General features: G+C 74.1%; 24 protein-coding genes. 14 read left to right on the forward strand and 10 right to left on the reverse strand.

What is annotated here, in order from left to right:
* Nucleotide 1: 1 nt before the first annotated feature.
* Together ACH4E7_RS16060 and ACH4E7_RS16065 are read right to left on the reverse strand one after the other, a co-directional pair.
* Nucleotides 2-463 (reverse strand): molybdopterin-dependent oxidoreductase, encoded by a 462-nt coding sequence (locus ACH4E7_RS16060; protein WP_396249661.1) that lies wholly within the window; start codon nt 461-463, stop codon nt 2-4.
* A 308-nt stretch (nt 464-771) separates the two neighbouring features.
* Nucleotides 772-1,182: a hypothetical protein gene (locus ACH4E7_RS16065; RefSeq protein WP_396249662.1), complete on the reverse strand. Its 411-nt coding sequence runs from the start codon at nt 1,180-1,182 to the stop codon at nt 772-774.
* 183 nt (nt 1,183-1,365) lie between these two features.
* Between ACH4E7_RS16065 and ACH4E7_RS16070 the strand changes: the two genes are divergently transcribed.
* Nucleotides 1,366-1,737, forward strand: coding sequence for a YciI family protein (locus ACH4E7_RS16070; RefSeq protein ID WP_396249663.1), 372 nt, complete (start codon nt 1,366-1,368; stop codon nt 1,735-1,737).
* Nucleotides 1,738-1,807: 70 nt separating this feature from the next.
* Nucleotides 1,808-3,079 carry an RNA polymerase sigma factor gene (locus ACH4E7_RS16075; RefSeq protein ID WP_396249664.1) on the forward strand — a complete coding sequence of 424 codons (1,272 nt, stop codon included), beginning with the start codon at nt 1,808-1,810 and terminating at the stop codon, nt 3,077-3,079.
* Here ACH4E7_RS16075 and ACH4E7_RS16080 read toward each other — a convergent pair.
* Nucleotides 3,076-3,543, reverse strand: a complete 468-nt coding sequence (locus ACH4E7_RS16080) for a MarR family winged helix-turn-helix transcriptional regulator (protein WP_396249878.1) — start codon at nt 3,541-3,543, stop codon at nt 3,076-3,078. The two genes, ACH4E7_RS16075 and ACH4E7_RS16080, sit on opposite strands and share 4 nt — an antisense overlap.
* 114 nt (nt 3,544-3,657) lie before the next feature.
* Here ACH4E7_RS16080 and ACH4E7_RS16085 point away from each other — a divergent pair, with 114 nt between their 5' ends.
* Nucleotides 3,658-4,440: a dioxygenase gene (locus ACH4E7_RS16085; RefSeq protein ID WP_396249665.1), complete on the forward strand. Its 783-nt coding sequence runs from the start codon at nt 3,658-3,660 to the stop codon at nt 4,438-4,440.
* Nucleotides 4,441-4,463: 23 nt separating this feature from the next.
* Here ACH4E7_RS16085 and ACH4E7_RS16090 read toward each other — a convergent pair whose 3' ends face one another.
* The 3 genes from ACH4E7_RS16090 to ACH4E7_RS16100 form a co-directional block, all read right to left on the reverse strand.
* Nucleotides 4,464-5,111: an NAD(P)-dependent oxidoreductase gene (locus ACH4E7_RS16090; protein ID WP_396249666.1), complete on the reverse strand. Its 648-nt coding sequence runs from the start codon at nt 5,109-5,111 to the stop codon at nt 4,464-4,466.
* 196 nt (nt 5,112-5,307) lie between these two features.
* On the reverse strand, nt 5,308-5,694 hold the full coding sequence (locus ACH4E7_RS16095) for a VOC family protein (protein WP_396249667.1): 387 nt from the start codon (nt 5,692-5,694) through the stop codon (nt 5,308-5,310).
* Nucleotides 5,695-5,698: 4 nt separating this feature from the next.
* Nucleotides 5,699-6,295 carry a GNAT family N-acetyltransferase gene (locus tag ACH4E7_RS16100; protein ID WP_396249668.1) on the reverse strand — a complete coding sequence of 199 codons (597 nt, stop codon included), beginning with the start codon at nt 6,293-6,295 and terminating at the stop codon, nt 5,699-5,701.
* Nucleotides 6,296-6,462: 167 nt separating this feature from the next.
* On the opposite strand from ACH4E7_RS16100, the gene ACH4E7_RS16105 reads away from it, so the two are divergent.
* Genes ACH4E7_RS16105 through ACH4E7_RS16115 form a run of 3 tightly spaced genes read left to right on the forward strand, consistent with a single transcriptional unit; the run spans nt 6,463 to nt 9,237 of the window.
* Nucleotides 6,463-7,227 carry an SDR family NAD(P)-dependent oxidoreductase gene (locus ACH4E7_RS16105; protein ID WP_396249669.1) on the forward strand — a complete coding sequence of 255 codons (765 nt, stop codon included), beginning with the start codon at nt 6,463-6,465 and terminating at the stop codon, nt 7,225-7,227.
* A 45-nt stretch (nt 7,228-7,272) separates the two neighbouring features.
* Nucleotides 7,273-7,650, forward strand: coding sequence for a MerR family transcriptional regulator (locus ACH4E7_RS16110; protein WP_396249670.1), 378 nt, complete (start codon nt 7,273-7,275; stop codon nt 7,648-7,650).
* Nucleotides 7,651-7,701: 51 nt separating this feature from the next.
* The gene (locus ACH4E7_RS16115; protein WP_396249671.1) at nt 7,702-9,237 is read left to right on the forward strand and encodes an AMP-binding protein; all 1,536 of its coding nucleotides are present in this window, start codon (nt 7,702-7,704) and stop codon (nt 9,235-9,237) included.
* Nucleotides 9,238-9,280: 43 nt separating this feature from the next.
* On the opposite strand, the gene ACH4E7_RS16120 is transcribed toward ACH4E7_RS16115, so the two are convergent.
* Complete coding sequence (locus ACH4E7_RS16120) at nt 9,281-10,111, reverse strand: LuxR C-terminal-related transcriptional regulator (protein ID WP_396249672.1); 831 nt, start codon at nt 10,109-10,111, stop codon at nt 9,281-9,283.
* Between the two features lie 156 nt (nt 10,112-10,267).
* Between ACH4E7_RS16120 and ACH4E7_RS16125 the strand changes: the two genes are divergently transcribed.
* Nucleotides 10,268-11,107 carry a TIGR03084 family metal-binding protein gene (locus ACH4E7_RS16125; RefSeq protein ID WP_396249673.1) on the forward strand — a complete coding sequence of 280 codons (840 nt, stop codon included), beginning with the start codon at nt 10,268-10,270 and terminating at the stop codon, nt 11,105-11,107.
* 215 nt (nt 11,108-11,322) lie between these two features.
* On the opposite strand, the gene ACH4E7_RS16130 is transcribed toward ACH4E7_RS16125, so the two are convergent.
* The 3 genes from ACH4E7_RS16130 to ACH4E7_RS16140 all read right to left on the reverse strand — a co-directional run bounded on the left by ACH4E7_RS16130 (nt 11,323) and on the right by ACH4E7_RS16140 (nt 17,072).
* On the reverse strand, nt 11,323-14,583 hold the full coding sequence (locus ACH4E7_RS16130; RefSeq protein ID WP_396249674.1) for an error-prone DNA polymerase: 3,261 nt from the start codon (nt 14,581-14,583) through the stop codon (nt 11,323-11,325).
* A 115-nt stretch (nt 14,584-14,698) separates the two neighbouring features.
* Nucleotides 14,699-16,411, reverse strand: coding sequence for a DNA polymerase Y family protein (locus ACH4E7_RS16135; protein ID WP_396249675.1), 1,713 nt, complete (start codon nt 16,409-16,411; stop codon nt 14,699-14,701).
* A 1-nt stretch (nt 16,412) separates the two neighbouring features.
* Nucleotides 16,413-17,072, reverse strand: a complete 660-nt coding sequence (locus tag ACH4E7_RS16140) for a hypothetical protein (RefSeq protein ID WP_396249676.1) — start codon at nt 17,070-17,072, stop codon at nt 16,413-16,415.
* Nucleotides 17,073-17,519: 447 nt separating this feature from the next.
* On the opposite strand from ACH4E7_RS16140, the gene ACH4E7_RS16145 reads away from it, so the two are divergent.
* From ACH4E7_RS16145 to ACH4E7_RS16175, 7 genes are all read left to right on the forward strand, one after another.
* A complete protein-coding gene (locus ACH4E7_RS16145) occupies nt 17,520-18,110 on the forward strand; it encodes a DinB family protein (RefSeq protein WP_396249677.1) in 591 nt (196 codons plus the stop codon).
* Between the two features lie 265 nt (nt 18,111-18,375).
* Nucleotides 18,376-18,654, forward strand: a complete 279-nt coding sequence (locus ACH4E7_RS16150; RefSeq protein ID WP_396249678.1) for an Imm21 family immunity protein — start codon at nt 18,376-18,378, stop codon at nt 18,652-18,654.
* A 22-nt stretch (nt 18,655-18,676) separates the two neighbouring features.
* A complete protein-coding gene (locus ACH4E7_RS16155) occupies nt 18,677-19,645 on the forward strand; it encodes a hypothetical protein (RefSeq protein WP_396249679.1) in 969 nt (322 codons plus the stop codon).
* 128 nt (nt 19,646-19,773) lie between these two features.
* On the forward strand, nt 19,774-20,922 hold the full coding sequence (locus ACH4E7_RS16160) for an SUKH-4 family immunity protein (protein ID WP_396249680.1): 1,149 nt from the start codon (nt 19,774-19,776) through the stop codon (nt 20,920-20,922).
* A 108-nt stretch (nt 20,923-21,030) separates the two neighbouring features.
* Nucleotides 21,031-21,408: a hypothetical protein gene (locus ACH4E7_RS16165; RefSeq protein WP_396249681.1), complete on the forward strand. Its 378-nt coding sequence runs from the start codon at nt 21,031-21,033 to the stop codon at nt 21,406-21,408.
* A gap of 223 nt (nt 21,409-21,631) precedes the next feature.
* Complete coding sequence (locus tag ACH4E7_RS16170) at nt 21,632-22,636, forward strand: DUF2332 domain-containing protein (RefSeq protein WP_396249682.1); 1,005 nt, start codon at nt 21,632-21,634, stop codon at nt 22,634-22,636.
* 214 nt (nt 22,637-22,850) lie between these two features.
* On the forward strand, nt 22,851-23,612 hold the full coding sequence (locus ACH4E7_RS16175; protein WP_396249683.1) for a MerR family transcriptional regulator: 762 nt from the start codon (nt 22,851-22,853) through the stop codon (nt 23,610-23,612).
* Nucleotides 23,613-23,645: the final 33 nt, after the last annotated feature.

The raw sequence follows: 23,645 nt of genomic DNA on the forward strand, positions 1-23,645 counted from the left end.
GTCACGCGGTAGGTGGCGCCGGGTCGCCGAGCGGGCCGAGCCAGACGGCGGTGACGGCGCTGACGTAGCGGGCGCCGCAGTGGTCGTCGGGGACGACCAGCTGCGGGCCTGCGGTGTCCAGCGGGGCGCCGTCCATGCTGGTGGCGAGCAGGATCCGGCGGCCGCCGAAGTCCGGGTCGATCTCGGCCCAGGAGACCACGGCCCGGTGGCCGTCGGCGCCGACCACGTTGAGCAGGAAGCGCAACCGCTGCTTGCGGCCGGAGAAGTCGATCCGGGGCCGGGCGGCGAGCAGGACGTCCAGCAGCGCCGGGCCCTCGTAGCCGTGGCGCTGCTCACCCTCGGTCAGGCAGTCGAAGCTGACCTCGACCCGGTGCGCGGGGAGGGTGCGCAGTTGCTCGACGGTCAACTCGGCGGGCTGGTCGAGGTGGCCGTGCAGCCGGACGGTGGGTCTCGCCGGGGTCATGGTGCTCCTCCTCCCGGGCCGCGCCGCTGCGGCCCGGGAGAGGGTTACCCGAGGGGAAGCCCGGACATTCGCAGTTGCGGCGCTGAATGGCGTCTTTCATCAGCAGCTGCGATGACACTGGCGGCGTTCAGCTCGCAGCTGCGAGCCTGGCCGTGGTCACGCGCCGGAGGAGACGGCCGAGGCCTGCCGCACTCACGGCATCCCGTTGCTCGCGGTACCCGCCGGGGTGAGCTTCCGGGCCGTCACCGACCGGATCGACCTGCGGGCGGCACTGCTGTACGCGCCGGGGGCGCCGGGGGCGCCGCGCCTCAGGCCCCGTCGAACTGAAGCGCCGCACGGACGAGGCTCGCGTAGTCCGAGCAGCCGATCAGAACGACGTCCTCGCCGTCCCGGCACACGAACACGTCCCAATGCTTCGCCACGGTCTCCGGGTCGCCCTGGCGCCACCGGCGCAGCTCGACCAGCTCCAGGCCGCCGCTCGGCAGGTAGCGCGCCAGCGCGCTGGGCTCCCGCACCGGCGAGACGGCGAGCGCGGTGGCCGAGACGTGCAGGAAGCCCGGCTCCGGGCGGCAGTACGGCCGGGCGCCCGCGACGCAGCCCTCGACGACCACCACCTGCCCCTTGGCGAAGCCGTCACGCGTCTTCCGGGCTTCGGTCCGCCCCTCCCCGATCGCGGTCCCCAGCATTTCTCCGACCGCCAGAAGAATGTCCCCGAGCATCGTCCTCTCCCCCCACCGTCGCTGTCGCGTTCGAATCATTCGACCACGGACGGAGCAGTCCGCGGACCCCGGCACGGGAACCGGCGGAGAATTCTTCGCGGCGGGTGTCGATCCGGCACCGGCCCGATCGACGCAGGGGTGAGAGGCGGGGACAGGCCCCGCCCGCACGACCGAGGAGTCACCATGCCGCGCTTCATGACGCTGATCCGCATCGACGAGAACGCCCGCGGCGGTTGGGAGCCGGACCCGGGGTTCGAGCAGCGGATGGGGGCGCTGTTCGAGGAGATCACCAAGGCCGGGGTGATGCTGGAGACCGCCGGGCTGACCCCGACCGCCGAAGGCACCCGGCTGACCTGGACCGACGGGAAGGTCGGCTACACCGACGGGCCGTTCACCGAGACCAAGGAGGTCGTCGGCGGCTACGCCATCCTGCAGTGCAAGGACAAGGCCGAGGCCCTGGAGTGGACCCGTCGCTTCCTGCAGACCCACCCGGCGAAGTGGACGGTCGAGGCGGAGGTCCGGCAGATCGACGAGATGCCGCAGCCCCCGCGGTGACCGGCGTGGCGGTGGCGACAGCCGTGGCAGTATTTGCCTCCCTCGCCGTCGACTGCTCTGATGGGTGGCCGTGACGGAGAGGGATGCGGCGGCGGCCGTCGAGGCGGTGTTCCGGATCGAGTCCGCGCGGATCATCGCCGGGGCCGCCCGGATCGTACGGGACGTGGGCATCGCCGAGGAGCTGGCGCAGGACGCGCTGGTGGCCGCGCTGGAGCAGTGGCCGCGCGACGGCGTCCCGGACAACCCGGGCGCCTGGCTGACGGCCACCGCCAAGCGGCGGGCGATCGACCTGGTGCGCCGCCGGGAGGTCTACGCCCGCAAACTCGCCGAGGTGGGACGGTCGGTGGAGGACGTACCGCCGCCGGAGCCGGTCGAGCCGGACGACATCGACGACGACCTGCTGCGGCTGATCTTCACCGCCTGCCACCCGCTGCTCCCGGAGCAGGCCCGGATCGCGCTCACCCTGCGGCTGCTCGGCGGGCTGACCACTCCGGAGATCGCCCGGGCCTTCCTGGTGCCCGAGGCGACGGTGGCGCAGCGGATCGTCCGGGCGAAGCGGACGCTGGCCAAGGCGGGCGTGCCGTTCGAGGTGCCGTACGGCGACGACCGGGCGCGGCGGCTCTCCTCGGTGCTGGAGGTCATCTACCTGATCTTCAACGAGGGTTACTCGGCCACCGCCGGGGACGACCTGCTGCGCCCGCAGCTGTGCGAGGACGCGCTGCGGCTGGCCCGGGTGCTGGCCGCGCTGATGCCCGCCGAGCCGGAGGCGCACGGGCTGGCCGCGCTGCTGGAGTTCCAGGCCTCGCGGACGGCCACCCGGACCGGGCCGGACGGGCGGCCGGTACTGCTGGCCGAGCAGGACCGGGCCCGCTGGGACGGATTGCTGATCCGGCGCGGCTTCGACGCGATCCAGCGGGCGGGCAGCGGGCCGTACTCGGTGCAGGCCGCGATCGCCGCCTGCCACGCCAAGGCCCGGCGGTACGAGGACACCGACTGGGCGACGATCGCCGCGCTGTACGGGCGGCTACTCGTCCTGACGCCCTCGCCGGTGGTGGCGCTGAACCGGGCGGTGGCCGTCTCGATGGCCCAGGGCCCGGCCGCCGCACTGGAGTTGGTGGACGCGCTGGCGGCGGAGCCGGCCATGCGCGAGTACCACCTGCTGCCGAGCGTGCGGGGCGACCTGCTGGCCCGGCTGGGGCGGACGACGGAGGCCGGGGCGGAGTTCGAGCGGGCGGCGGAGCTGACCCGCAACGCGCGGGAGCGGGAGCTGTTGCGGGGGCGGGCCGCCTCGCTGGGGGATCAGGGAGATCAGGGGGAACTCAGGGGAGTTCAGAGGACCTAAGGGGTCTCGTCCTGGCGCAGCCGGGCGCTGACCGCGCCGAGGCCCTCGGCGAGGACGGCCAGCTGCTCGCGGGTGAGCACGTCGATCAGCAGCTCGCGCACCAGGGCGACGTGCCCGGGGGCGGCCTGGCGGAGCATCTCCCGCCCCTGGTCGGTGAGTTCGGCGATGACGCCGCGCACGTCGCTGGGGCAGGAGCGGCGGGCGACCAGGCCCATCCGCTCCAGTTGGGTGACCTGGTAGGTCAGTCCACTCTTGGAGGTGACCAGCTTGTCGGCCAGCTCGGTCATCCGCAGCGAGTCGCCCGGGGCGGCGGACAGGTGCACCAGGATCTCGTACTGCTGGTGCGAGAGGCCGGAGTCCTCCTTGAGCTGGCGTTCCAGCCGACGGTTGAGCAGGTTGCTCGCGACGACGAAGCCCCGCCAGGCGGCCATCTCGTCCTGGTCGAGCCAGCGGGGTTCGTTCAGTGAGGACATGAGGCGAAGCCTACTCCCGTTGTTCAAATTCGAACGAAGGTGTACCGTCGAGTACAGAGGTTCAAATTTGAACTACTCGCCCCGGTCCGATCCGAGGAGGACGCCATGAGCGCCGCGGCCCCCGAGCGTATGCCCGCCCTGTACCTCTCGCACGGCGCGCCGCCGCTCGCCGACGACCCGATCTGGCCGGGCGAGCTGGCCGCCTGGTCGGCCGACCTGCCGCGCCCCAAGGCCGTCCTGATGGTCTCCGCCCACTGGGAGGAGGCTCCGCTGGCCGTCGGCGCCGTCACCACCGTCCCGCTGGTCTACGACTTCTGGGGCTTCCCCGAGCACTACTACACGGTCCAGTACGCCGCCCCCGGCGCCCCGGAGCTCGCCGAGCGCGTGCGCAAGCTGCTGCGCGCCCCCGGCACGCCCGTCCAGGACATCCCCGACCGGGGCCTCGACCACGGCGCGTACGTGCCGCTGGTGGAGATGTTCCCGGAGGCCGACATCCCGGTGCTGCAGATCTCCCTGCCCACCCTCGACCCGCAGCGCCTGCTGGAGACCGGCCGTCGGCTCGCCCCGCTGCGCGACGAGGGCGTGCTGATCATCGGCAGCGGCTTCTTCACCCACAACCTGCGGGCGCTCAGCAGCGACGGCCGGATCAGCTCGGTGATGGCCGAGTTCGACGACTGGGGCCGGCGCGCCCTGGACGCCCACGACCTGGACGCGCTGCTCGACTTCGAGCACAAGGCCCCGGCCGGACGCCTCGCCCACCCGCGCACCGAGCACTTCGCCCCGCTGTTCGTCACCCTCGGCGCCGGCGAGGCCGACCTCGGCAGCCAGCGCAGCGTCATCGACGGGTTCTGGATGGGGCTGGCCAAGCGGTCGATCCAGCTGGGCTGACCGGGGGCTCCCGCCGCCGACGGCTACAGGGCGCAGCAGGTGAAGCGCTCGCCGATGTGCTCCGGCTGCTCGACCTCGTCCACCAGGGCGACCGCGTAGTCCGGCACCGAGATCCGGCTGTTCCCCTCGGCGTCGGTGAGCAGCTGCTCCAGGCCCGTCCGGTAGCGGCCGGTCCGCTCCCCCGGGCCGATCTCGGCGGGCGGGCTGAGCACCGTCCAGCGGATGTCGGAGACCGTCCGGTAGTAGTCCAGCGCCGCACCGTGGGCGTGCATGATCTGCAGGAGCGGCTCGGGCAGGCCCGGGGTGTCCCAGACCCGAACGCCCGACGCGGTCTCCAGGCTGCCCGCGCCGCCGACCGCGACCAGCCGGGGCGCCCCGTCGCCGAGCGCGCGCAGGCCCTCGACCAGGGAGCGGGCGGCGGGCTCGATCAGCGCCAGGTGGCCTGGGCCGTTGCCGCCGCCGACGGCACTGACCAGGACGTCCCGGCCGACCGCGACCCGGGCCACGTCGGCCGGGTCCAGCACGTCGGCTCGCTCCACGAAGGCGGCCTCGCCCCGGTAGCGGTCCGGGTCGCGGACCACGGCGGTGACCTCGTGTCCGCGGGACGCCGCCTCCGCGACGACGGCGCTGCCGATGCTGCCGTTGGCGCCGATCACGACGATTCTGGCCATGGGGTACCTGCCTGGGTGCTCGAGTACGGGGATCGCTTCGAAAGCGTCAGACAGGGTCGATTATCAGACGAACCCTCGGCGGCGGCCCGGAGCCTCGCCCTATCGTGTGACGGCCCGGGGAACTGAACGGCCGCCCGCGCGAGCCTCGTGGGACTGGCGGGCGGCCATGGGTGAGTGGCCGGACCAGGGCGCTTTCTCAGGCGCTGCCGGTGGCGATGCGCTCGGCCCGGCTGCGCTCGACGCAGAACTCGTTGCCCTCCGGGTCGGCCATGGTGATCCAGCCCGTGCCGTCCGGGCGGCGGTGGTCCGCCAGCACCGTGGCGCCCAGGGCGACCAGGCGCTCCGCCTCCGCGTCCCGGCTGCGGTCCTGCGGCTGGAGGTCGAGGTGGGTCCGGTTCTTCACCGACTTGCCGTCGGGCACCTTGATGAAGAGCAGCGAGGCACCGGCGGAGTTCACCACCGCCTCCGGGTCGCCCGGGTTGTCGTCTTCGGCCAGGGTGCCGTCCAGCACCTGCGCCCAGAAGCTCGCGAGGGCGAACGGGTCTGCGCAATCGATCGTCACATGCCGTACCAGAGAGGCCATGCGCTCACTCTGACCTGTGTCGTTCGGACGTGTCCAGCCTTTTCCGGGTGTGCCGGTGGCCGTCCAGCGGATACGGCGGGAAGGCCGGGACGATCTCCGTGAAGGCGTAGCCGCTCTTCTCCGCGACCCGGCAGGAGGCGTCGTTGTCCCCCTCGTGCAAAAGGTCGATCCGGAGCAGGCCGTCCTCGGCGAAGGTGGCGAAGGCCCAGTCGGTGAGGGCCTCCACCGCGCGCGGGGCCACACCCCGACCACGCGCCGGGGCCGCCGTCCAGTAGCCGACCTCGGCCCTCTCCCCGCCCGGGACGCCGCGCTTGAGCGCGACGTTGCCGACCAGTTCGCCGGCTTCGAGGACGGCGAAGGAGTAGCGGGTGCCGGCCGCCCAGCCCTCGTACTGCAGGCCCAGCCAGTGCGCGGCCTGCTCGGCGTCGTCTATCACTTTGCGGTTGCGGCGGCGCAGCACCTCGTCCCGGTAGGCCTCGATCAGGGCCGGGGCGTCGGAGTCCCGGAAGGGACGCAGCAGCAGGCCGTCGACTATCGGGCGGCGCAGGGCCTCGATACCGCCGGCGGCCTCGTAGAGGGTGTCAGGGCGTTGGTCACTCATGGTCGTTCTCCCCGTGGGTGCGTATGGCTGCGCAGTACGACCTTCCTAGCAGGCGGGTGGCTGCTCGGGCGGGGTCGTGGCGGCGCTGTTCGCGCGGGGCTCAGTAAGCGGAGGCCCGGACTTCGGTTTGACCTTGACGCTGGCGGCAGGGTCGGAGGGTTCTCCGCATGAGCGACGAGAACGTGGTGAAGCAGCGGGTCGTGGTGGTCACCGGGGCCGGGACGGGGATCGGGCGGGAGACCGCGCGGGCCTTCGCGGCCGAGGGGGCGCGGGTGCTGGCGGTCGGGCGGCGGGTGGAGCCGCTGACGGAGACGGCGGCCGCACACCCGGGGCTGATCGAGCCGCTGGCCGCGGACATCACCGGGCCGGACGCGCCGGAGGCGATCGTCGGGGCGGCGCTGGAGAAGTTCGGGCGGCTGGACGTACTGGTCAACAACGCCGGGATCGTGCAGAGCGGGCAGGGCCTGGGCCGCTACCACGCGGCGGGCATCGAGGCGCTGCTGGCCGTCAATCTGGTCGCGCCGGTGCTGCTCGGGCAGGCCGCGGTCCCGGCGCTGACCGAGAGCCGGGGGGTGGTGGTCAACGTGAGCACCGCCGTCGGGCAGCGCGGCTGGCCGACCAACTCGGTGTACGCGGCGAGCAAGGCCGCGTTGGAGACGATCACCCGCAGTTGGGCGGTGGAGCTGGCGCCGCGCGGCATCCGGGTGGCGGCGGTGGCGCCCGGGGCGATCGACACCCCGATCGCCGACCACTCCGGGTACAGCCCCGAGCAGCGGGCGGCGGTGCGCACGTGGCAGATCGAGCACACCCCGCTGGGCCGGATCGGCCGACCGGCGGAGGTGGCTTGGGCGATCACCCAACTCGCCTCGCCGCACGCCTCGTTCGTCACCGGCGTAGTGTTGTCGGTCGACGGGGGCGCGCTGGTGGGTTAGGCCGTGGGGGCGCCCCGGCGGGTTAGGCGGTGGGGGCGGTGGCGAGTGCGGATCGGTGAGCTGGCGCAGCGGACGGGCAGTACGGCCCGGGCGCTGCGGCACTACGAGCAGGCCGGGCTGATCGACTCCGAGCGGGCCGCCAACGGCTACCGGGAGTACGGGGAGTCCGCGGTCGTCCGGGTGCGCAACATCCGCGCGCTGGTGGGCGCCGGGCTCACCCTGGAGGACCTCCGGCCACTGCTGGGCTGCCTGGACGGGGACGTGCTCTCGCGCCCGCCGTCCGATCGGGTGCTGGGGATCGTCCGGGAGCGGCTGGCGGTGCTGGAGCGCCGGATCGCCGCCCAGACCGAGGCGCGGGACCGGCTGGTCGCGGCGCTGGCGGCCGTCGGACCACACGCGGACAGGCCTTGCCCGGACGGGTGACACCCCCGATCGGGGGTGTGCAGGGGGCGGGCGGGAGAGGACAGTGGGCGCATGCAGATTCCACTCTCCGTGATGGACTTCCTCGACCGGGCCGAGCTGGTCTACGGCGACCGGGTCGGCATCGTCGACGAGCCGGTGCAACCGGCCGAAACCTGGGGCGAGCTGAGCTACCGGCGGATCGCCGAACTCGCCCGGGCCCAGGCGGCCGGGCTGGACCGGCTCGGCGTCGGGCCGGGCGAACGGGTCGCGATCGTCTCGCACAACTCGGCGCGGCTGCTGACCGCCTTCTTCGGGGTGAGCGGGTACGGCCGGGTGCTGGTGCCGGTGAACTTCCGGCTGAAGGCCGAGGAGGTCGCGTACATCGTCGAGCAGAGCGGCGCCTCCGTGCTGCTGGTCGACCCCGAACTCGCCGACGCGCTGGCCGGGGTGGTGGCCAAGCACAAGTTCGTCCTCGGCGCGGACAGCGACGCCGTGCTCTACGACTTCGACAACGCACCCCGCCGGTACGCCGTCTCCGAGAACGACACCGCCACGATCAACTACACCAGCGGAACCACCGCCCGCCCCAAGGGCGTTCAGCTCACCCACCGCAACGCCTGGCTGAACGCGACCCTGATGGGCCTGCACTACGGCGCGAACGACCGGGACGTGTACCTGCACACCCTGCCGATGTTCCACGCCAACGGCTGGGGCCTGCCGTTCTCGCTCACCGGGCTCGGCGCGCAGCACATCGTGCTGCGCAAGGTGGACGGCGCGGAGATCCTGCGCCGGGTCGAGCGGCACGGGGTGACCTTCCTGTCCGGCGCGCCCGCCGTGGTGCAGATGGTGCTGGACGCGGCCGCCGACTGGGACGGCCCGGTGCCCGGCCGGGACCGGGTGCGGATGATCGTGGCCGGCGCGCCGCCGCCGACCTCGGTGGTGCAGCAGGTCGAGGAGCAGCTGGGCTGGGAGTTCATGCAGCTCTACGGTCTGACCGAGACCGCCCCGATCGTCACGGTCAACCGCTCGCGCGCCGAGTGGGACGCCCTGCCGGCCGCCGAGCGGGCCGAGAAGCTGGTGCAGGCCGGCGCCCCGGCGCTCGGCACCCAGCTGCGGATCGACCCCTCCGGCGAGGTGCTGGTGCGCTCCAACACCGTGCTGGACGGCTACTGGCAGCAGCCCGAGGCCTCGGCCGAGGCGCTGCGGGACGGCTGGTTCCACACCGGCGACGGCGGCACCCTCACCGACGGCCAGCTGACCATCTCGGACCGGAAGAAGGACGTCATCATCAGCGGCGGGGAGAACGTCTCCTCGATCGAGGTGGAGGACTGTCTGTACAGCCACCCGGCGGTGGCCGAGGCGGCGGTGATCGGGGTGCCGCACGAGAAGTGGGGCGAGACGGTCAAGGCGCTGGTGGTGCTCCGGGAGGGCCAGGGGGCCGTCACCGAGGCGGAGTTGATCGCGCACTGCAAGCAGCGGCTGGCCGGCTACAAGTCACCCACCTCGGTGGAGTTCCGGGACACGCTGCCGCGCACCGCGACCGGGAAGCTGCAGAAGTTCCGGCTGCGCGAGCCGTACTGGTCGACGCGGGAGCGCCAGGTCAACTGACGTCGGGGCTCAGCCGACGTCAGGGCTCAGCTGACGTCAGGGCTCAACCGACGAGGCCCGATTCGCGCGCCGCGAGGGCGAGTTCGGTCCGGTTGCGGACACCGAGCTTGTGCATCGCGGACTTGAGGTAGCCGGTCACGGTGTTGCAGGTCAGGCCCAGTCGGGCGGCGATCTCCGGATTGGTCCGGCCGGTCGCCGCCCAGCGCAGCACCTCGTGCTCGCGCGGGGTCAACGGCCGTACGGGGGCAGCCGGTCGGGGGCGCTCCCGGTTCCAGGCGGCCGCCCCGGCGAGCGCCCGGGAGGCGGCCGCCGCCAGCTTGCCGACGGCGGAGATCCGGACGTCCCCGAACGGCACGACGGCGCGCAGTGAGGCGTACACCACGCCGTGCACGGTGCCGCCGTCCATCAGCGGGACGGTGAGCATCGCGTACAGGTCCTCGGCGGCCACGGCCGCGTCGTAGTGGTGCGAAATGGTCGTCGCCGCACGGTAGTCGGGCACCCAGGTGGGCGTGCGCTCGGCGAGCGCCCGGCCGCCGAGGCCGAGGCCGGCCGGGACGGGCACGTCGTGCAGCAGGTCCGCCCGGGTGCCGGCCCAGTGGCGCAGCACCATGCCCTCGCTGCCGGGGCGGCTCCCGGGCAGCGGCTCGGGCACGCCGATCAGGCCGACGTCGGCGCCGCACTCGGCCACCACCCGGCGGGCGAGGTCGCCGAGCACGGCGTCCCGGACCAGCTCGGCGGCGCGCGCGGCGAGTTCGGATTCGTCGGATCGCTCAACGGTCGGGTCGTCCGTGCGCTCAACGGTCGGGTCGTCCGTTCGCTCAACGGTCGGGTCGTCCGTGCGCGCAGCGGTGGGGGTGTCCGCGGCCCTGGTCATCGCGGAATTGTCACACGCGGTGGGGCCGGTGGCGAGAGTCCTGACATGCGTGTTTCGTGGAGTGGCGGACGCCGGTGCCGGGCCCGGCGTAGGGTGCGGCCGCGAGCTACCGGCGGGTAGCAACTGCCTTGATGGCACTCCTGGAAGGGGAAGCCGATGACCGACCCGAACGCCCCTGGTGACGTCCTGCGCGGCCCGGATGACGTCCTGCGCGGCCTGCTGGCCGACCTGCGGGCCGAGAGCGCCGTCGTGGACGGCCTGGTGGCCGGGACGGCGGCCGAGAACTGGGCCCGGCCGACCCCCGCCGAGGGGTGGACGATCGCGCACCAGATCGCCCACCTGGCGTGGACCGACGACTGGACGGTACTGGCCGCACGCGACCCGGAGCGCTTCACCGCATCGCTCGGCGGCCGCTTCACCGAGCTGCTGGCCTCCGGGGCCGACCCGGTCGAGGAGGGGGCGCGGGAGGGCGCGGCCGCCGAGCCCACAGAGCTGCTGGCCCGCTGGCGGGCCGGCCGGGAGGAGGCGCTGGCCGCGCTGACCGCCGCCCCGGCCGACGTCCGGCTGCCCTGGTTCGGCCCGCCGATGAAGCCCGCCTCGATGGCCACCGCCCGACTGATGGAGACCTGGGCGCACGGCCAGGATGTCGCGGACGCGCTCGGCGCGACCCGGGAGCCCACCGCCCGACTGCGGCACATCGCCCACCTGGGGCTGCGCACCCTGGGCTTCGCCTTCGCCGCGCACGGGCTGCCCGCGCCGGAGCAACCGGTGCGACTCGAACTGACCGCCCCCGACGGCGGGCTGTGGGCCCTCGGCCCGGCCGACGTGCCGGATGTGGTGACCGGCCCGGCCCTGGACTTCTGCCTGCTGGTGACCCAGCGCCGCCACCGGGACGACCTCGCCCTCACCGCCACCGGCCCGGTCGCCACCGCCTGGATCCCGATCGCCCAGGCCTTCGCCGGGCCGCCCGGCAAGGGACGGCAGCCCCGGGCGTAGGGCCTGTCGGACCCCTGGCGTTCCATGGCGGGCATGAACGCCCCGCTCAGCCGCCTGCCCGCCAGGTGGCGGCGCTCACCCCGGACCCGGACCTGGAGGAACCGGCCGAGGACCTCACGGAGATCGGCTGTCCACTGAGCCGACCGGTCGCCCCATGGCCGGATCCTCGACCTGGGCGACGAGCCCGCCTTCCCGGCCTCCCCGGCTCACCCCGCTCAGAGGCCGATCCGGAGCGGGGTGAGCCGGGTGGCGATCAGGTTGGTGGCGCCCCGGTCACGCTCGATGTGGCCGTGCACCAGCAGGCCTGCCCGGTCCAGGGCGGTGCGGCGCTGGGACTCCCAGACCGGGCGGTTGCAGATCACGTTGATCAGGCCGGTCTCGTCCTCCAGGCTGAGGAAGAGCACCCCGCCGGCCGTCGGCGGCCGCTGCCGGTGGGTGACCAGGCCACCGACCACCACCGCCGTTCCCGGCGGCACGTCCGGGAGTTGGGCCGCGGAGAGCGCGCCGCCGCGCTCCAGGTGGGCACGCAGGTGCTGGAGCGGATGGCTGGTGGCGGAGGTGCCGGTGGCCCACAGGTCGGCGATGGTCGCCTCGACCGGGCTCAGCTCGGGCAGCTCCGGCGCCTCGGCGCCGGGGGTGGTGCCGGGCAGCAGTTCGGCCGAGATCCCGGCGAACGCGCCCGCCGCCCACAAGGCCTGACGCCTCGTCAGCCCGAAGCAGCCGAAGGCGCCGGCCGTCGCCAGCGCCTCCAGGACGGGCGCGGGCAGGCCGGTGCGGCGGGCGAAGTCCTCCAGGTCGGCGTACGGCTGCCCGGCCGCGATCGCCTCGGCCTGCGGGGTGCCGATGCCACGCACCGTTTCCAGGCCGAGCCGGATGGCCGGCTGGGGGCGGCCGGCGGTCAGCGGCGGTTCGGGCGTCGGGCCCCGGTACGGCTCCAGGGTGGGGCGCGGCCCGCTGGCGTTGACGTCCACCCCGCGCACCCGTACGCCGTGCCGCCGGACGTCCGCGACCAGGCTGAGCGGCGAGTAGAAGCCCATCGGCTGGTTGGCCAGCAGGGCGCAGGTGAAGGCCGCCGGGAAGTGGTACTTGAGCCAGGCGCTGGCGTACACCAGGTAGGCGAAGCTGATCGCATGGCTCTCCGGGAAGCCGTAGTTGGAGAAGGCCTCGATCTTGCCGTAGACGTCCTCGGCCACCTCGGGCGGGATGCCGCGCTCGGCCATCCCGCCCAGTAGCCGCTCGCGCAGCCGGGCGACCCGCTCGTGGGAGCGCTTGGCACCCATCGCCTGGCGCAGCCGGTCGGCCTCGGAGGGCGTGAACCCGGCGCAGTCGATGGCGAGTTGCATCATCTGCTCCTGGAACAGCGGCACCCCGAGGGTCTTGCCGAGGGCGTTCTCCATCAGCGGGTGCGGGCAGCCGGGCGGCTCCACCCCGGCGCGGCGGCGCAGGTACGGGTGGACGGATCCGCCCTGGATCGGGCCGGGGCGGATCAACGCGACCTCGACCACCAGGTCGTAGAAGTGGTCCGGCTTGAGCCGGGGCAGGGTGGCCATCTGCGCCCGGGACTCGACCTGGAACACGCCCACGGTGTCGGCGCGGCGCAGCATCGCGTACACGCCCGGGTCGTCGTCCGGGATGGTGGCCAGGTCGTAGCGCAGGCCGTGGTGTTCGGCGACCAGGTCGCAGGTGTCGTGCAGCGCGGCGAGCATGCCGAGGCCGAGCAGGTCGATCTTCACCAGCCCGGCGCCGGCGGTGGACTCCTTGTCCCACTGCAGCACCGAGCGCCCGGACATCCGGGCCCACTCGGTCGGGCAGATCTCACCTATCGGCTCCTTGGTGAGCACCATGCCGCCCGAGTGGATGCCCAAGTGGCTTGGCAGGCCGTGGAGTTGGGTGGCGAGCGAGAGCACGTCGGCGGGGATGACGGCGTCCGCGCCGGGGGCGGAGCGGAAGTCGGTCTGCCGGCTGAAGGCGTCCACCTGCCCCTGCGGGTAGCCGAGCACCCGGGCGGCGTCGCGGATCGCCAGCCGGGGCCGATAGGTGATCACATTGGCGACCTGGGCGGCGTGCTCGCGGCCGTAGCGGCGGTAGACGTACTGGATGACCTCCTCGCGGCGACGGTTCTCGATGTCCAGGTCGATGTCGGGCGGACCGTCCCGGGCGGTGGAGAGGAAGCGCTCGAACAGCAGCTTGTAGTGGATCGGGTCGACGGCGGTGATCCCGAGGGCGAAGCAGACCGCCGAGTTGGCGGCCGAGCCGCGGCCCTGGCACCAGATGGACTCGCGGCGGCAGAAGTCCACGATGTCGTGCACGATCAGGAAGTAGCCGGCCAGGTCGAGGTCCTCGATCACGTCCAGCTCCTTGGCGAGCTGGCGACGGGCGGCGGCGTTGCCGGGGCCGAAGCGGGCCGGGCCCCCGGCCGCGACCAGGACCCGCAGATGGCTGATCTCGGTCTCGCCCTCGGGCACGGGGTAGCCGGGCAGCTCCGGGTCCAGCTTGGCGAAGTCGAAGGCGCAGGACCGGCCGAGTTCGACGGTGGCCCGTTGCACCCCGGGGAAGCGGGCCAGCCGGGCGGCCATCTCCCGGCCCGAGCGCAGGTGCGCGGTGCCGGCCGCCCTGGTCCAGCCGGCCGCCTCCTGCAGGGTGCGGCGCTCGTGCAGCGCGGCCAGGCTCTGCGCCAGGCGGCCCTGGGCGGGGCCGGCGTGGTGGGCGTTGGTGGAGGCGACGACGGGAAGTCGCGCCTGGGCGGCGAGCGCGGCGAGGGCGTCGTTGCGCCGGTCGTCGCCGGGCAGCCGCTGGTCGATCAGCTCGACGTACACGTTCCCACGGCCGAACGCCTCGGTGAGGGTGCGGAGTTGGTGTTCGGGGCGCTGTGTTCCGTCGAGCGGTTTTCCGTTGAACGGTTTTCCGTCGAGCGGTTTTCCGTCGAGCGCGGCGGGGACCCGGCCGAGGCGGCAGCCGGTGAGCACCGCCCAGTGGCCGTCGTGCGCCCCGGCCAGCGTGGCGAGGTCGTACCTCGGGCGGCCCTTGACGCCGCCGGCCAGTTGGGCGGCGGCGATCGCGGCGGAGAGACGGCGGTAGCCGGCCGGGTCACGGGCGAGGACCAGCAGGTGTTCGGTGTCGCCCGTCTCGTGGCGGATGGTCAGCTCGGCGCCGAACACGGTGGCCACGCCCGTCCCCCGGGCCGCCTCGGCGAGCCGGACGGCGCCGTACAGACCGTCGTGGTCGGTGATCGCGAGGGTCTCCACACCCAGCCGGGCCGCCTCGGCGACCAGGTCCTCCGGGTCGCTGGCGCCGTCCAGGAAGCTGAAGGCGGAGTGGACGTGCAGTTCGGCCCAGGGCTCGTCGCTGTCGACCCTGACGGCAGGGGGTTCCCCGGCGGGGCGGCGCAGCGGGACGACCGTACGGTCCGGCGCCGCGCCGGTCAGCCGTCGGTGCAGCTCGCTCCAGGGGAGGGTGGGGTGGCTGGTGAAGCCCATCGGGGGTTGCCTTCGTCGTTCTCGTGCTCGTCCTGCTCCCCCCTCTTTCAGGTCCCGGGGACCGAAGGCCCTCCTTCGGATTCCGGGACCGCCGGCTCTCCGGGTTCCGGGACCGCTAGTCGTAGCCGGCCTCCAGGTACCACGCACCCCCCTCCACCGTGAGCAGCAGCGCGCGGCCGCCGTCCACCACCACCTGGAACCGCGCCCGGCGGCGGGCGAGCGACTGGTCCCACCAGTACTCGACCGCCGGCCAGGGCCCGGTCCAGCCCTCCACCCGCTCCTCCCGACCCCGGACCACGACCAGGGCCGGCCGGCCCGACACCCCCGCCCGGCCGTCCACCGTCACCGGCTGCCCCGCCCCGTCCAGCACCCGCACCGGCGCCGGCTCGCGCAGCACCACGGCCGGCCAGAGGTCCGCCAGCCGCCCCGGCCAGGGCGCGTCGGCCGGGGCCGCCGCCTCGTACGGCTCGCCCCACGGCACCTTGACCTGCTGCTCGCCCGGGCCGCGCCCGCCGGCCGGCTCGATCCGGCGCAGCCCGGCGTGCCCGAGCACCGCCTGCACCCGGGCCACCGCGCGCTCCACCCGGTCGTCCGCGACGGCCTGGCCCCACAGCGCGAGCTGGCGGCCCTGGTCCGGGGAGAGGCCGTCGGGGGCCAGGCGGAGCAGGGTGAAGCCCTCTTGCCCGCCGTCCTCGAAGGTGCCCGCGCTCTGCCAGGCCTGGAGCTGCCAGCGGACCCGCTCGGCCAGCGCCGTCGCCGACAACCGGCCCTCGTGCCGCCACAGCCGCGAGGCGGTCCGGCCGTCCGCGCAGGCCACCTCGACGGCCACCCGGCGGCAGGTCAGCCCGGCCCCGGCCAGCCGCTGGTGCAGCCGCTCGGCCAGCGTGCGGGCGACGAACACCAGCGGCTCGGCGAGCGGCTCCGGCGGGTCGAAGCGCTGCTCGACGGAGAGGTCCGGCTCCTCGCCTCGCGGCACCAGCGGACGCGGCTGCAGGCCGCGGGCCAGCCGGTGCGCGGCCGTCCCGGCCGGGCCGAAGCGGTCCGCGACCGCCTCCGCGGGCAGCGCGGCGAAGGCCCCGACGGTGGGCAGGCCGAGCCGCCCCAGCAGCTCGGCGAGCGTCTCGTCGCCCAGCGCGCCCACCGGGTACGGGGCGAGGAACTCCGCCGTACGTCCGGCGGGCACCAGCACCCCGGCGCGGGCGGCGAGCACGGCGGCGAACAGGCCGTCGGCGACGCCGACCTGGGCGTGGGGGGTGGTCGGCGACGCTGCCGGGTCGACTTGGCCTACTTGGTCTACTTGGTCTGCTTGGTCGGCTTGATCCGCTTGATCCGCTTGGTCGGACTGGTCTGCGTGGTCGGCCGGTGCTGCCGGTACTGCGTCAGGCACCGTCACCGCGCCGGGGACGGCGTCCGGGACGGCCGGCCGGCCGAGCGCCTCCGCCACCGCCGCACCGACCTTGACCGCCAACGCCTCCTCACCGCCGAAGTAACGGCCCGGACCCTTCACCGGAATGGCGCACAGGCCCGGGCGGATCACCTCCACCCGGGGCGTGAACGCCTCCACCGCCGCGACCACCGGCTCGAAGCGGCGGGTCTCCGCCTCCGGGTCGCGGTCGCGCAGCTCCAGCTCCGGGCAGAGCCGCTGGGCCAGCTTGAGCCGCTGCCCCTGCCGCACCCCGGCCGCCCGGGCGCCCGCCGAGCAGGCGAGGATCCGCCCGCCCTCGGTCACCGCCACCGGGTCGTCGCCGGTGACGGCCACCACCGGCCAGTCCGGGCACCAGACCACCAGCACCCGGGGGGTTCGGTCGCCGTCCCGCATCGTCGGCATGTCACACCACCGCCGCCACCGGTTGCGGGCGCTCCCGGAGGGGCTGCTCCTGGACCGGGCGCACCGCGCCGTGCTCGTCCGGCAGCCAGAGCCGAGCCGACCGGCCGCGCACCGCCGAGCCGCGGCCCTCGGCCACCACCTCCACCTGCCGCCCGGCGAGCTGCCCGTAGCCGTCCCCCAGCCCGAACCAGCGCCCGGACCGCACGCCCAGTCGCAGCACCGCCCCCGGCCACGGCCCGGCCACCAACAGCACACAACCGTTGCGCCGCAGCACCGCGGCCAGCCTGGCGGCCAGCTTCGGCGGCACCGGTCCGGCCGGGCGCAGCATGATCAGTTCCACCGCACCGGCCAGCACCGACACCACCTCGGGCCAGTGCGGCCCCGGGTCGTCCGCGACCAGCAGACGCCGCAGGTCCAGCCCGTACCCCTCGGCGGCGGCCAGCCCCAGGTCCGGCAGCCCGATCGCCGCGGCCCAGCCGCCCTCGGTCTCCCGCACCCCGGCGGCCAGCGCCAGCAGCAGCCCTGCGTCCCCGCCCGCCACCGACACCGCCGTCCCCCGCCGCAGCCCGCCATCCGGCAGCACCTCCCTCAGCGCGGGCACCACCGGCACCAGCCCGCGCACCGCCTCCTGCCCGCCCTCGGGCGCGACGGCGGACGCCACCGGGCGGAGCGTCACCGGCTTCGTCTTCGGTTCCTCCTGTTCCCCCGGCTCTCCCGACTCTCCGGCCAGGGCAGCCGGGGACGCCACCGGCCGAAGCGCGGGGCGTTCGGGCTGCTCGGCGGCAGATTCGAAAACAGATTCGAAAATGGGCACAGCCCCAGGATCGAACATTCGTTCGCAAAGATTCAAGTCCGCCATACCCACCCCACCCGTCACTCTCCGTGCTCGTCATGGTGGGCGTCGGGCCGCTGTCGGGCTGCCGTCGGGCCGCCGCAGGGCTCGTTCCGCGCTTGCTCCACGCTTGTTCCGGGCCCGTTCGGGCCCGCTCGGGGCTGCGCCCCGCCGTGCGCGCCCTCCCGACGCGCCCCGGCAATCACGACATGGGCTGGCGCTTCGCCAGGCACCGAATTCAATGGACAGTTCCCCCGCGGTCAACAGACTGATCCCATGACCGCGACAGACGACAAGAACGACCTCCGGATCTACATCCAGGACGCCCGTGACGCCCTGCTGTGGAAGCTCGACGGCCTCTGCGAGTACGACCTGCGGCGCCCGCTCACGCCCACCGGGACCAACCTGTTGGGGCTGGTCAAGCACGTCACCGGGGCCGAGGCGCTGCACTTCGGTGCCACCTTCGGGCGGCCCTTCCCCGAGCCGACCCCGCTGTGGATCGTCGGCGACGCCGAACCCAACGGCGACCTGTGGGCCCGGGCGGACGAAAGCACCGAGGAGATCGTCGGGCGTTACCGGCGGGTCTGGGCGCACTCGGACGCCATCATCGAGGAACTGCCGCTGGACACGGTCGGCCAGGTGCCGTTCGGCAACCGCAACCAGCAGACCCTGCACCGGGTGCTCGTCCACATGATCGCCGAGACCCACCGCCACGTCGGCCACGCCGACCTGGTCCGCGAACTCATCGACGGCGCCACCGGCCAGCGCTCGGACGGCGTCAACACCGCTCCGGGCGACGAGGACTGGTGGCAGTCCCACCACGACCGCGTGGAGCGGGCTGCCCGAGAGGCCGGCGGGCTCATCTGACCCGCGGGTTACGGTGCCGGGGTGGAACCGAACGAGCCGGAGTGGGTCGATCCCCTGATCGGGCCGCTGCTGCCGGCCCCGAGGTGGCGCTGGACGCGCGGACCGGGGGGTGCGGGCGCGGACCGCGGCCGGGCCGTCGAGGTCGACGGGCACCCGGGGCTCCTGGACGTCGGCGGGACGCAGGTACTGGTGCCGGTGCCGGTGCTCGGCGAGGCGTCGATGCCGACCGCCTCCCTGCCGAAGCAGGGGCTGCCGCTGCGGCGGGTTGGCGGCCGAGTCGGCGGAGGCGACCGTCGCCGCCGCGCCACGAGCGCTGCAACTCGCCGAGTGGGAGGAGGAGTTGGTCTGGGAGATGACATGCAGAGCGACCCATCCGTTCGACGACCACTGGACGACCGAGGAGTCCGCTGCCGAGGGTCGGCTGCGCCTCGACCTGCCCGCCGGGCGTCACCCGGTCCGGGCCGCCTTCGTGGAGCCGGATCCGGAGACCACGCTCGTCCTGGTCCGGCTGTTCGAGCGCGCCGACGCCGGTCGCCGTCCGTGAGCGGGTTCGCGGGGTGGCCGGCATGACGTGGGCGGAGCAGGGCGCGAGGATGGCCGTCCGGTGTACGGATTGTGGGGGCGCTGCCGTCCGGAGCCTCGGGCAGTTCCTGCGCGGCGGGCGGGAGTTGTGGTGGGACGCCGAGCGCCGCTGCCCGTCCTGCGGCGCCGCCTCGTGTGAGCACGCGGGACCGGAGGCGGCGCCGGCGGACGTCCGCGAGGCGCTGCTGACCGCTCATGGTCCGGCCCGGCTGCGGCTCACGGAGCCACTCGACGACCCGGTGGCCGCGCTGCGGGTGCCGCGGAAGGGAGTTCCGCTGACGAAGGCGCGTGAATTGCTCGCGGAGCTGCGGGAGTTCGGGCTGAGCGGGACGGCCGTCGAGATGGCGTACTGGCGGGTGCGGCTGGGCGAGCGGGGTGTCGCGACGGAGGTCGAGGAGGGCTTCGGGCGGGCGTACCGGTACGTGGGGCCGCCGGAGCTGCGGGAGTTGACGTCGGACGGCAGCCCTGATGGTCGACGGGTGCGGACGGCTCGCGAGTTCGCCGCCTGGGCGGGCGAGCGGACGGCGGCGGAATGGGCGGAGCCGTTCACCTTCGTGGTCGACCTGGCCGGGGCGCTGCGGCTCGCCCCGCGCCGCAGTGAGCATGTGGCCTGCGCGGGCGGGGAGTTGGTACTCGGAGCCGGGGAGATCGGGTTCCGGTGCTCGGACGGCGGCGGTCGGGGGGCTCGGGGGGCTCGGGGGGCTCGGGAGGTGGAGACGGTCAGCAACCTGTCCACCGGCTACTGCCCGGACGTCCGATCCTGGACCGCCGTCGCCGCGGCCCTCGACCGGGTCGGACTGCCGCACCCGGGCGGCTTCACCCACGCGGTGGTGTTCCGGCGCTGCCCGGAGTGCGGGCGCTGCGGGATCGTGCGGGAGGAGCACTACGTGTGCGTGTTCTGCGATGCGGATCTGCCGGGGCAGTGCAACGTCGACGAGGTGCCACTGCCGTAGGACGCACCGCCGCTTCGCCGGGCGGCACGTCACGATCCCGCCCCGACGCGCGAAACCCGCGTGGCCCTGTCGGGCGGGCCCGCTAGGGTCTGGTGGGTCAGGGGGCGGAACCGTGAAGGGTGGGGGACGTGGGGTGTGCGCGGGTGGTCGGGGTGCCGGGCGGAGTGGTCCATGAGGGCAGCCGGGAGTTCCTGGTGCGGGAGGAGCTGCCCACGGCCGGGGCGTTCCTGGACTTCGGGGTGCTCGACGGCGGCCCACTGAAGGCTTTCCCGGGCGGGGCGGGGCGACTGTTCGTCCTCGGGGAGACGGACTACTGCACGCCCTTCGCCGCGGTCGGCAACCTGGTGCTGTTGGACGGGACCACCGGCGAGGTGTTCCTCGGCAACGGCGGTCCGCGACGCGATCTGCTGGCCTCCGACCTGACCGCGCTGGCCGCCCTGATGCGCGAGGTGGACGCGGTGGGCGAGGCGTCCCGGCGGTCGGAGGCGTTGGACGGGCGGCGCGGTCCGGCGGTGGTGGCCGAGGTGACGGCGGGGGCCGAGCGGCGGATGCGGGAGATCGACCCCGCGCTGTTCGGGCGGAGCGCCGTACCGGCGCACTGGGGAACCGCCTTGCTGGTGCGGGCGCTGGGCTGGGGCGCCCTGCCGGGCGGGCCGGACGGGCCCGCGTACGAGGTCGGCGAGGAGCTGGTGACCGAGCTCGCGGCGCTGACGGACGAGGACGGCGGGGCCGGCCTGGTGCACCGCTTCCGGCCGGAGGGGCTGCCTGCTGCCCTGGTGCACGAGCCGACCCGGCGGCTGCTGACCGAGGTCGGGCTGCCGCTGGGCGGGGCGATGTTCGGGGCGTGCGAGGAACCGCTGGTCACCATGGCGGAGGCGTACCCCGAGTACTTCGACGGCGAGGAGGAGCGCCCGTACCAGCGGGACTACCTGGCCCTCGGGGACTGGCCGACCGACCTCACGATCGCCCTGGACGGTGCCACCGGCCGGCTCGAACTGCCGGACTGGTACGACGACGGCCAGCCCGAGGCCTACCTCAACCGCGACCTGTCCGCCCTGCTCTACGCGCTGTGGACGTACGAGCGGCTGCGCGCCGAGTGGGAGCGCTGGGACCACGGCCGGGGCCGGGACACCTGGGCGGTGTTCGACCCGCAGTCGCTGCTGAGCACGGTGGTGGACCGGCTGGTGGAGACCGTCGACCCGGAGGCCTTCGCCTCGCCGGGCCGCTCCTGGCGGCTGCTCGCCGAGGACGGGCACATGGGCGGCCTGCTGGGGTGATCCGGGCCGGGAGCGCGTCGGCCGTTCGGGTGATCCGGGCCAGGGGCGTGCTGGCCGTTCGGGCCCTTCTGAACAGGGCCGGGGCCATCACGCCGGTACGCTGCCCCAGTGACGAACATCCGTACGGCGGCCGGGCGAAGACGGGCGATGCTCCTCGGCATCAGCGCCGCCTTCTCCTTCGCCACGGCGGGTGCGCTGTACGGCCTGCTGTACGTGCGGTCGTTGGACTACGGCGATCGCTGCGAGCGCGGCCTGGTGCGGGGCGGCGGGCGGCTGCTGGAGACGGGGGCGTCCTGGCTGCCGCCGGACGCGTGGTGCCGGTTCGAGAGCCGGAGCCTGTCCACCACCCCGTTCTGGGCGCTGCTGCTGTTCTACGGGCTGCTGACCGTGGTCGTCTGGTCGGTCAGCGCGCTGGTGCGCACCCTTCGTCCGCGGCCGAACCCGGGGCTGGACTGGCAGCCGGGACACGGCACTCCGCGCTGGTAGACGTGTGCCCCGGTGTCGGTGTCGGTGTCGGTGGCAGCGCCGGTACCGGTGGCAGTGCCGGGGCTGGTGCCAGTGCCGGCTCGGCTCCGGCTCCGGCACCCGAGGCGGTCGGCGGGTGCGCGGCGGGGACAGGTAGACCGGCAGGAAGGCCGTCGCGAGGCCGACCTCGCCGAGCCAGAGCGTGGTGCGCGGGCCGAGGAGTTCGCCGAGCATAGTACGCACCATGGACACCGGAACGGGGAACCTCTACCTCGCTTTTGCGGAGCGGGAGGCACGCGGCAACTCGGCGATCTACCAGGAACTGGCCGAACGGGTCGCGGGGGACGCGGAGTTGCTCGGGCTGCTGGGGGAACTGCCGGTCCCGAAGCGGCAGCCGAACCTGCTGTTCGGCGCGGTGCGGCACCTGGGCGGTCCGGTGGCCGAGGGCTGGCCGGCCTTCCGCGACTGGGCGGCGACGCGCTGGGACGAAGTCTCGGCGACCATGCTGGAGCGGCGCACCCAGACCAACGAGGCGGGCCGCTGCGCCACCCTGTTGCCGCTGCTGGCCTCGCTGCCGCAGCCGCTCGCGCTGATCGAGGTGGGCGCCTCGGCCGGGCTCTGCCTGTACCCGGACCGGTACCGGTACCGGTATGTGTCCGAGGGTGAATCCGGCGCCGCGGTGGAGGAGTTCGGCACCGAGGGGAGCCCGGTGACGCTGGAGTGCGCGGTGAGCGGACCGGTGCCGATGGTCGACTCCCTGCGGGAGCGGCTGCCCGAGGTGGTGCGGCGGGCCGGGAGCGACCTCAACCCGCTGGACGTCCGGGCCGAGGAGGACATGCGCTGGCTGGAGTCGCTGGTCTGGCCGGAGCAGACCCACCGGCTGGAGCGGCTGCGCGGCGCCGTCCAGATCGCCCGGACCGAACCGCCGCTACTGACGCGCGGCGATCTCAACGCGACCGTACGGGAGTTGGTGGCATTGGCTCCGGCGGGGGCGACGCCGGTGGTGTTCCACAGCGCGGTGCTCGCCTACCTGCCGCCGGAGGCCCGGGAGCAGTTCGCGACGACGATGCGCGAGCTGCCAGGGCACTGGATCTCCAACGAGGCGATCGCCGTGCTGCCGACCGTGGCGGAGCGGCTCCCCGCCCAGGCCCCGGCCCGGCCCGGACTGTTCGCACTCGCCCTGGACGAGCAGCCGGTGGCCTACACCGGGCCGCACGGGCAGTCGCTGGACTGGTTCACCGGCGTGTGAGCCGTTCAGCTGCTTGAACCGTTCGGCCATGCGAGCCATTCGACCGTTCAGTCGTTCAACCGCGCGAGCCATCCGGCCGTTCAGCCGTGCGAGCCGTTCAGCGCTGAGGGTTTGAACGTGCGGGCTTGAAGCTGCCGCAGCGGCAGCTTCTACCGTCATGACCAGGGCCGGAGGAACCGGCCCTGGTCCAAGCGATGTGGGAGAGGAGACGGCCATGGCCTGGCCCATCGCGGAGGTCGCCCGGATGTCCGGGGTGACCGCCCGAACCCTGCGGCACTACGACGAGATCGGGCTGCTGCCCCCGGCCTGGATCGGCTCCAACGGCCACCGCTACTACGAGGAGCGGCAGTTGCTGCAGCTGCAGCAGATCCTCGTGCTACGGGCACTGGGCGTGGGGCTGACCGAGATCGCCCGGATCCTGGGCGACCAGGTGGACGAGTTGGAGGCCCTGCGGGGCCATCACCGCCGACTGGTCACCGAGCGCGACCGGCTCGACTCCCTGGCCGCCACCGTCTCTCGCACGATCGCCGACCTGGAACGCTCCCGGAAGGACGGCACGTCCATGACCAGCATCAACCGACCCGAGAACCTGTTCGAGGGCATCCAGCCCGCCGACGTCGACGTCAGCCTGCGCGACTTCCCCGAGCACGCCGAGGCGGCCCGGCAGGCGACCGCCGCGATGACCCCGGCCGAGATCGAGGCCGGCCAGCGCGAGCGGACCGCACGGATGGTCCGCCTGGCGGAGCTGATGGCGAGTGGCCAACCGGCGGACGCCGAGCCCGCGCAGCGCATGATCGACGAGGAGTACCAGCTGCTCAGCGGGGTCCGGGCGGTCCCGGTGGAGGAGTACCTCGCGATCGCGCGCTCCTGCACGGAGAACGAGATGTGGAGCGCCGCGTACGAGGCCATCGCCCCGGGGCTGGCCGCCTACCAGCGGGCCGCCATGGAGGCGTACGCGGCCGCGCGGCTCTTCTGAGGAGGGTGGGGAGGGGCGTGGTGATCGGCCCGG

It is taken from the genome of Kitasatospora sp. NPDC018058, from assembly GCF_044327205.1.
Lineage (GTDB): Bacteria > Actinomycetota > Actinomycetes > Streptomycetales > Streptomycetaceae > Kitasatospora.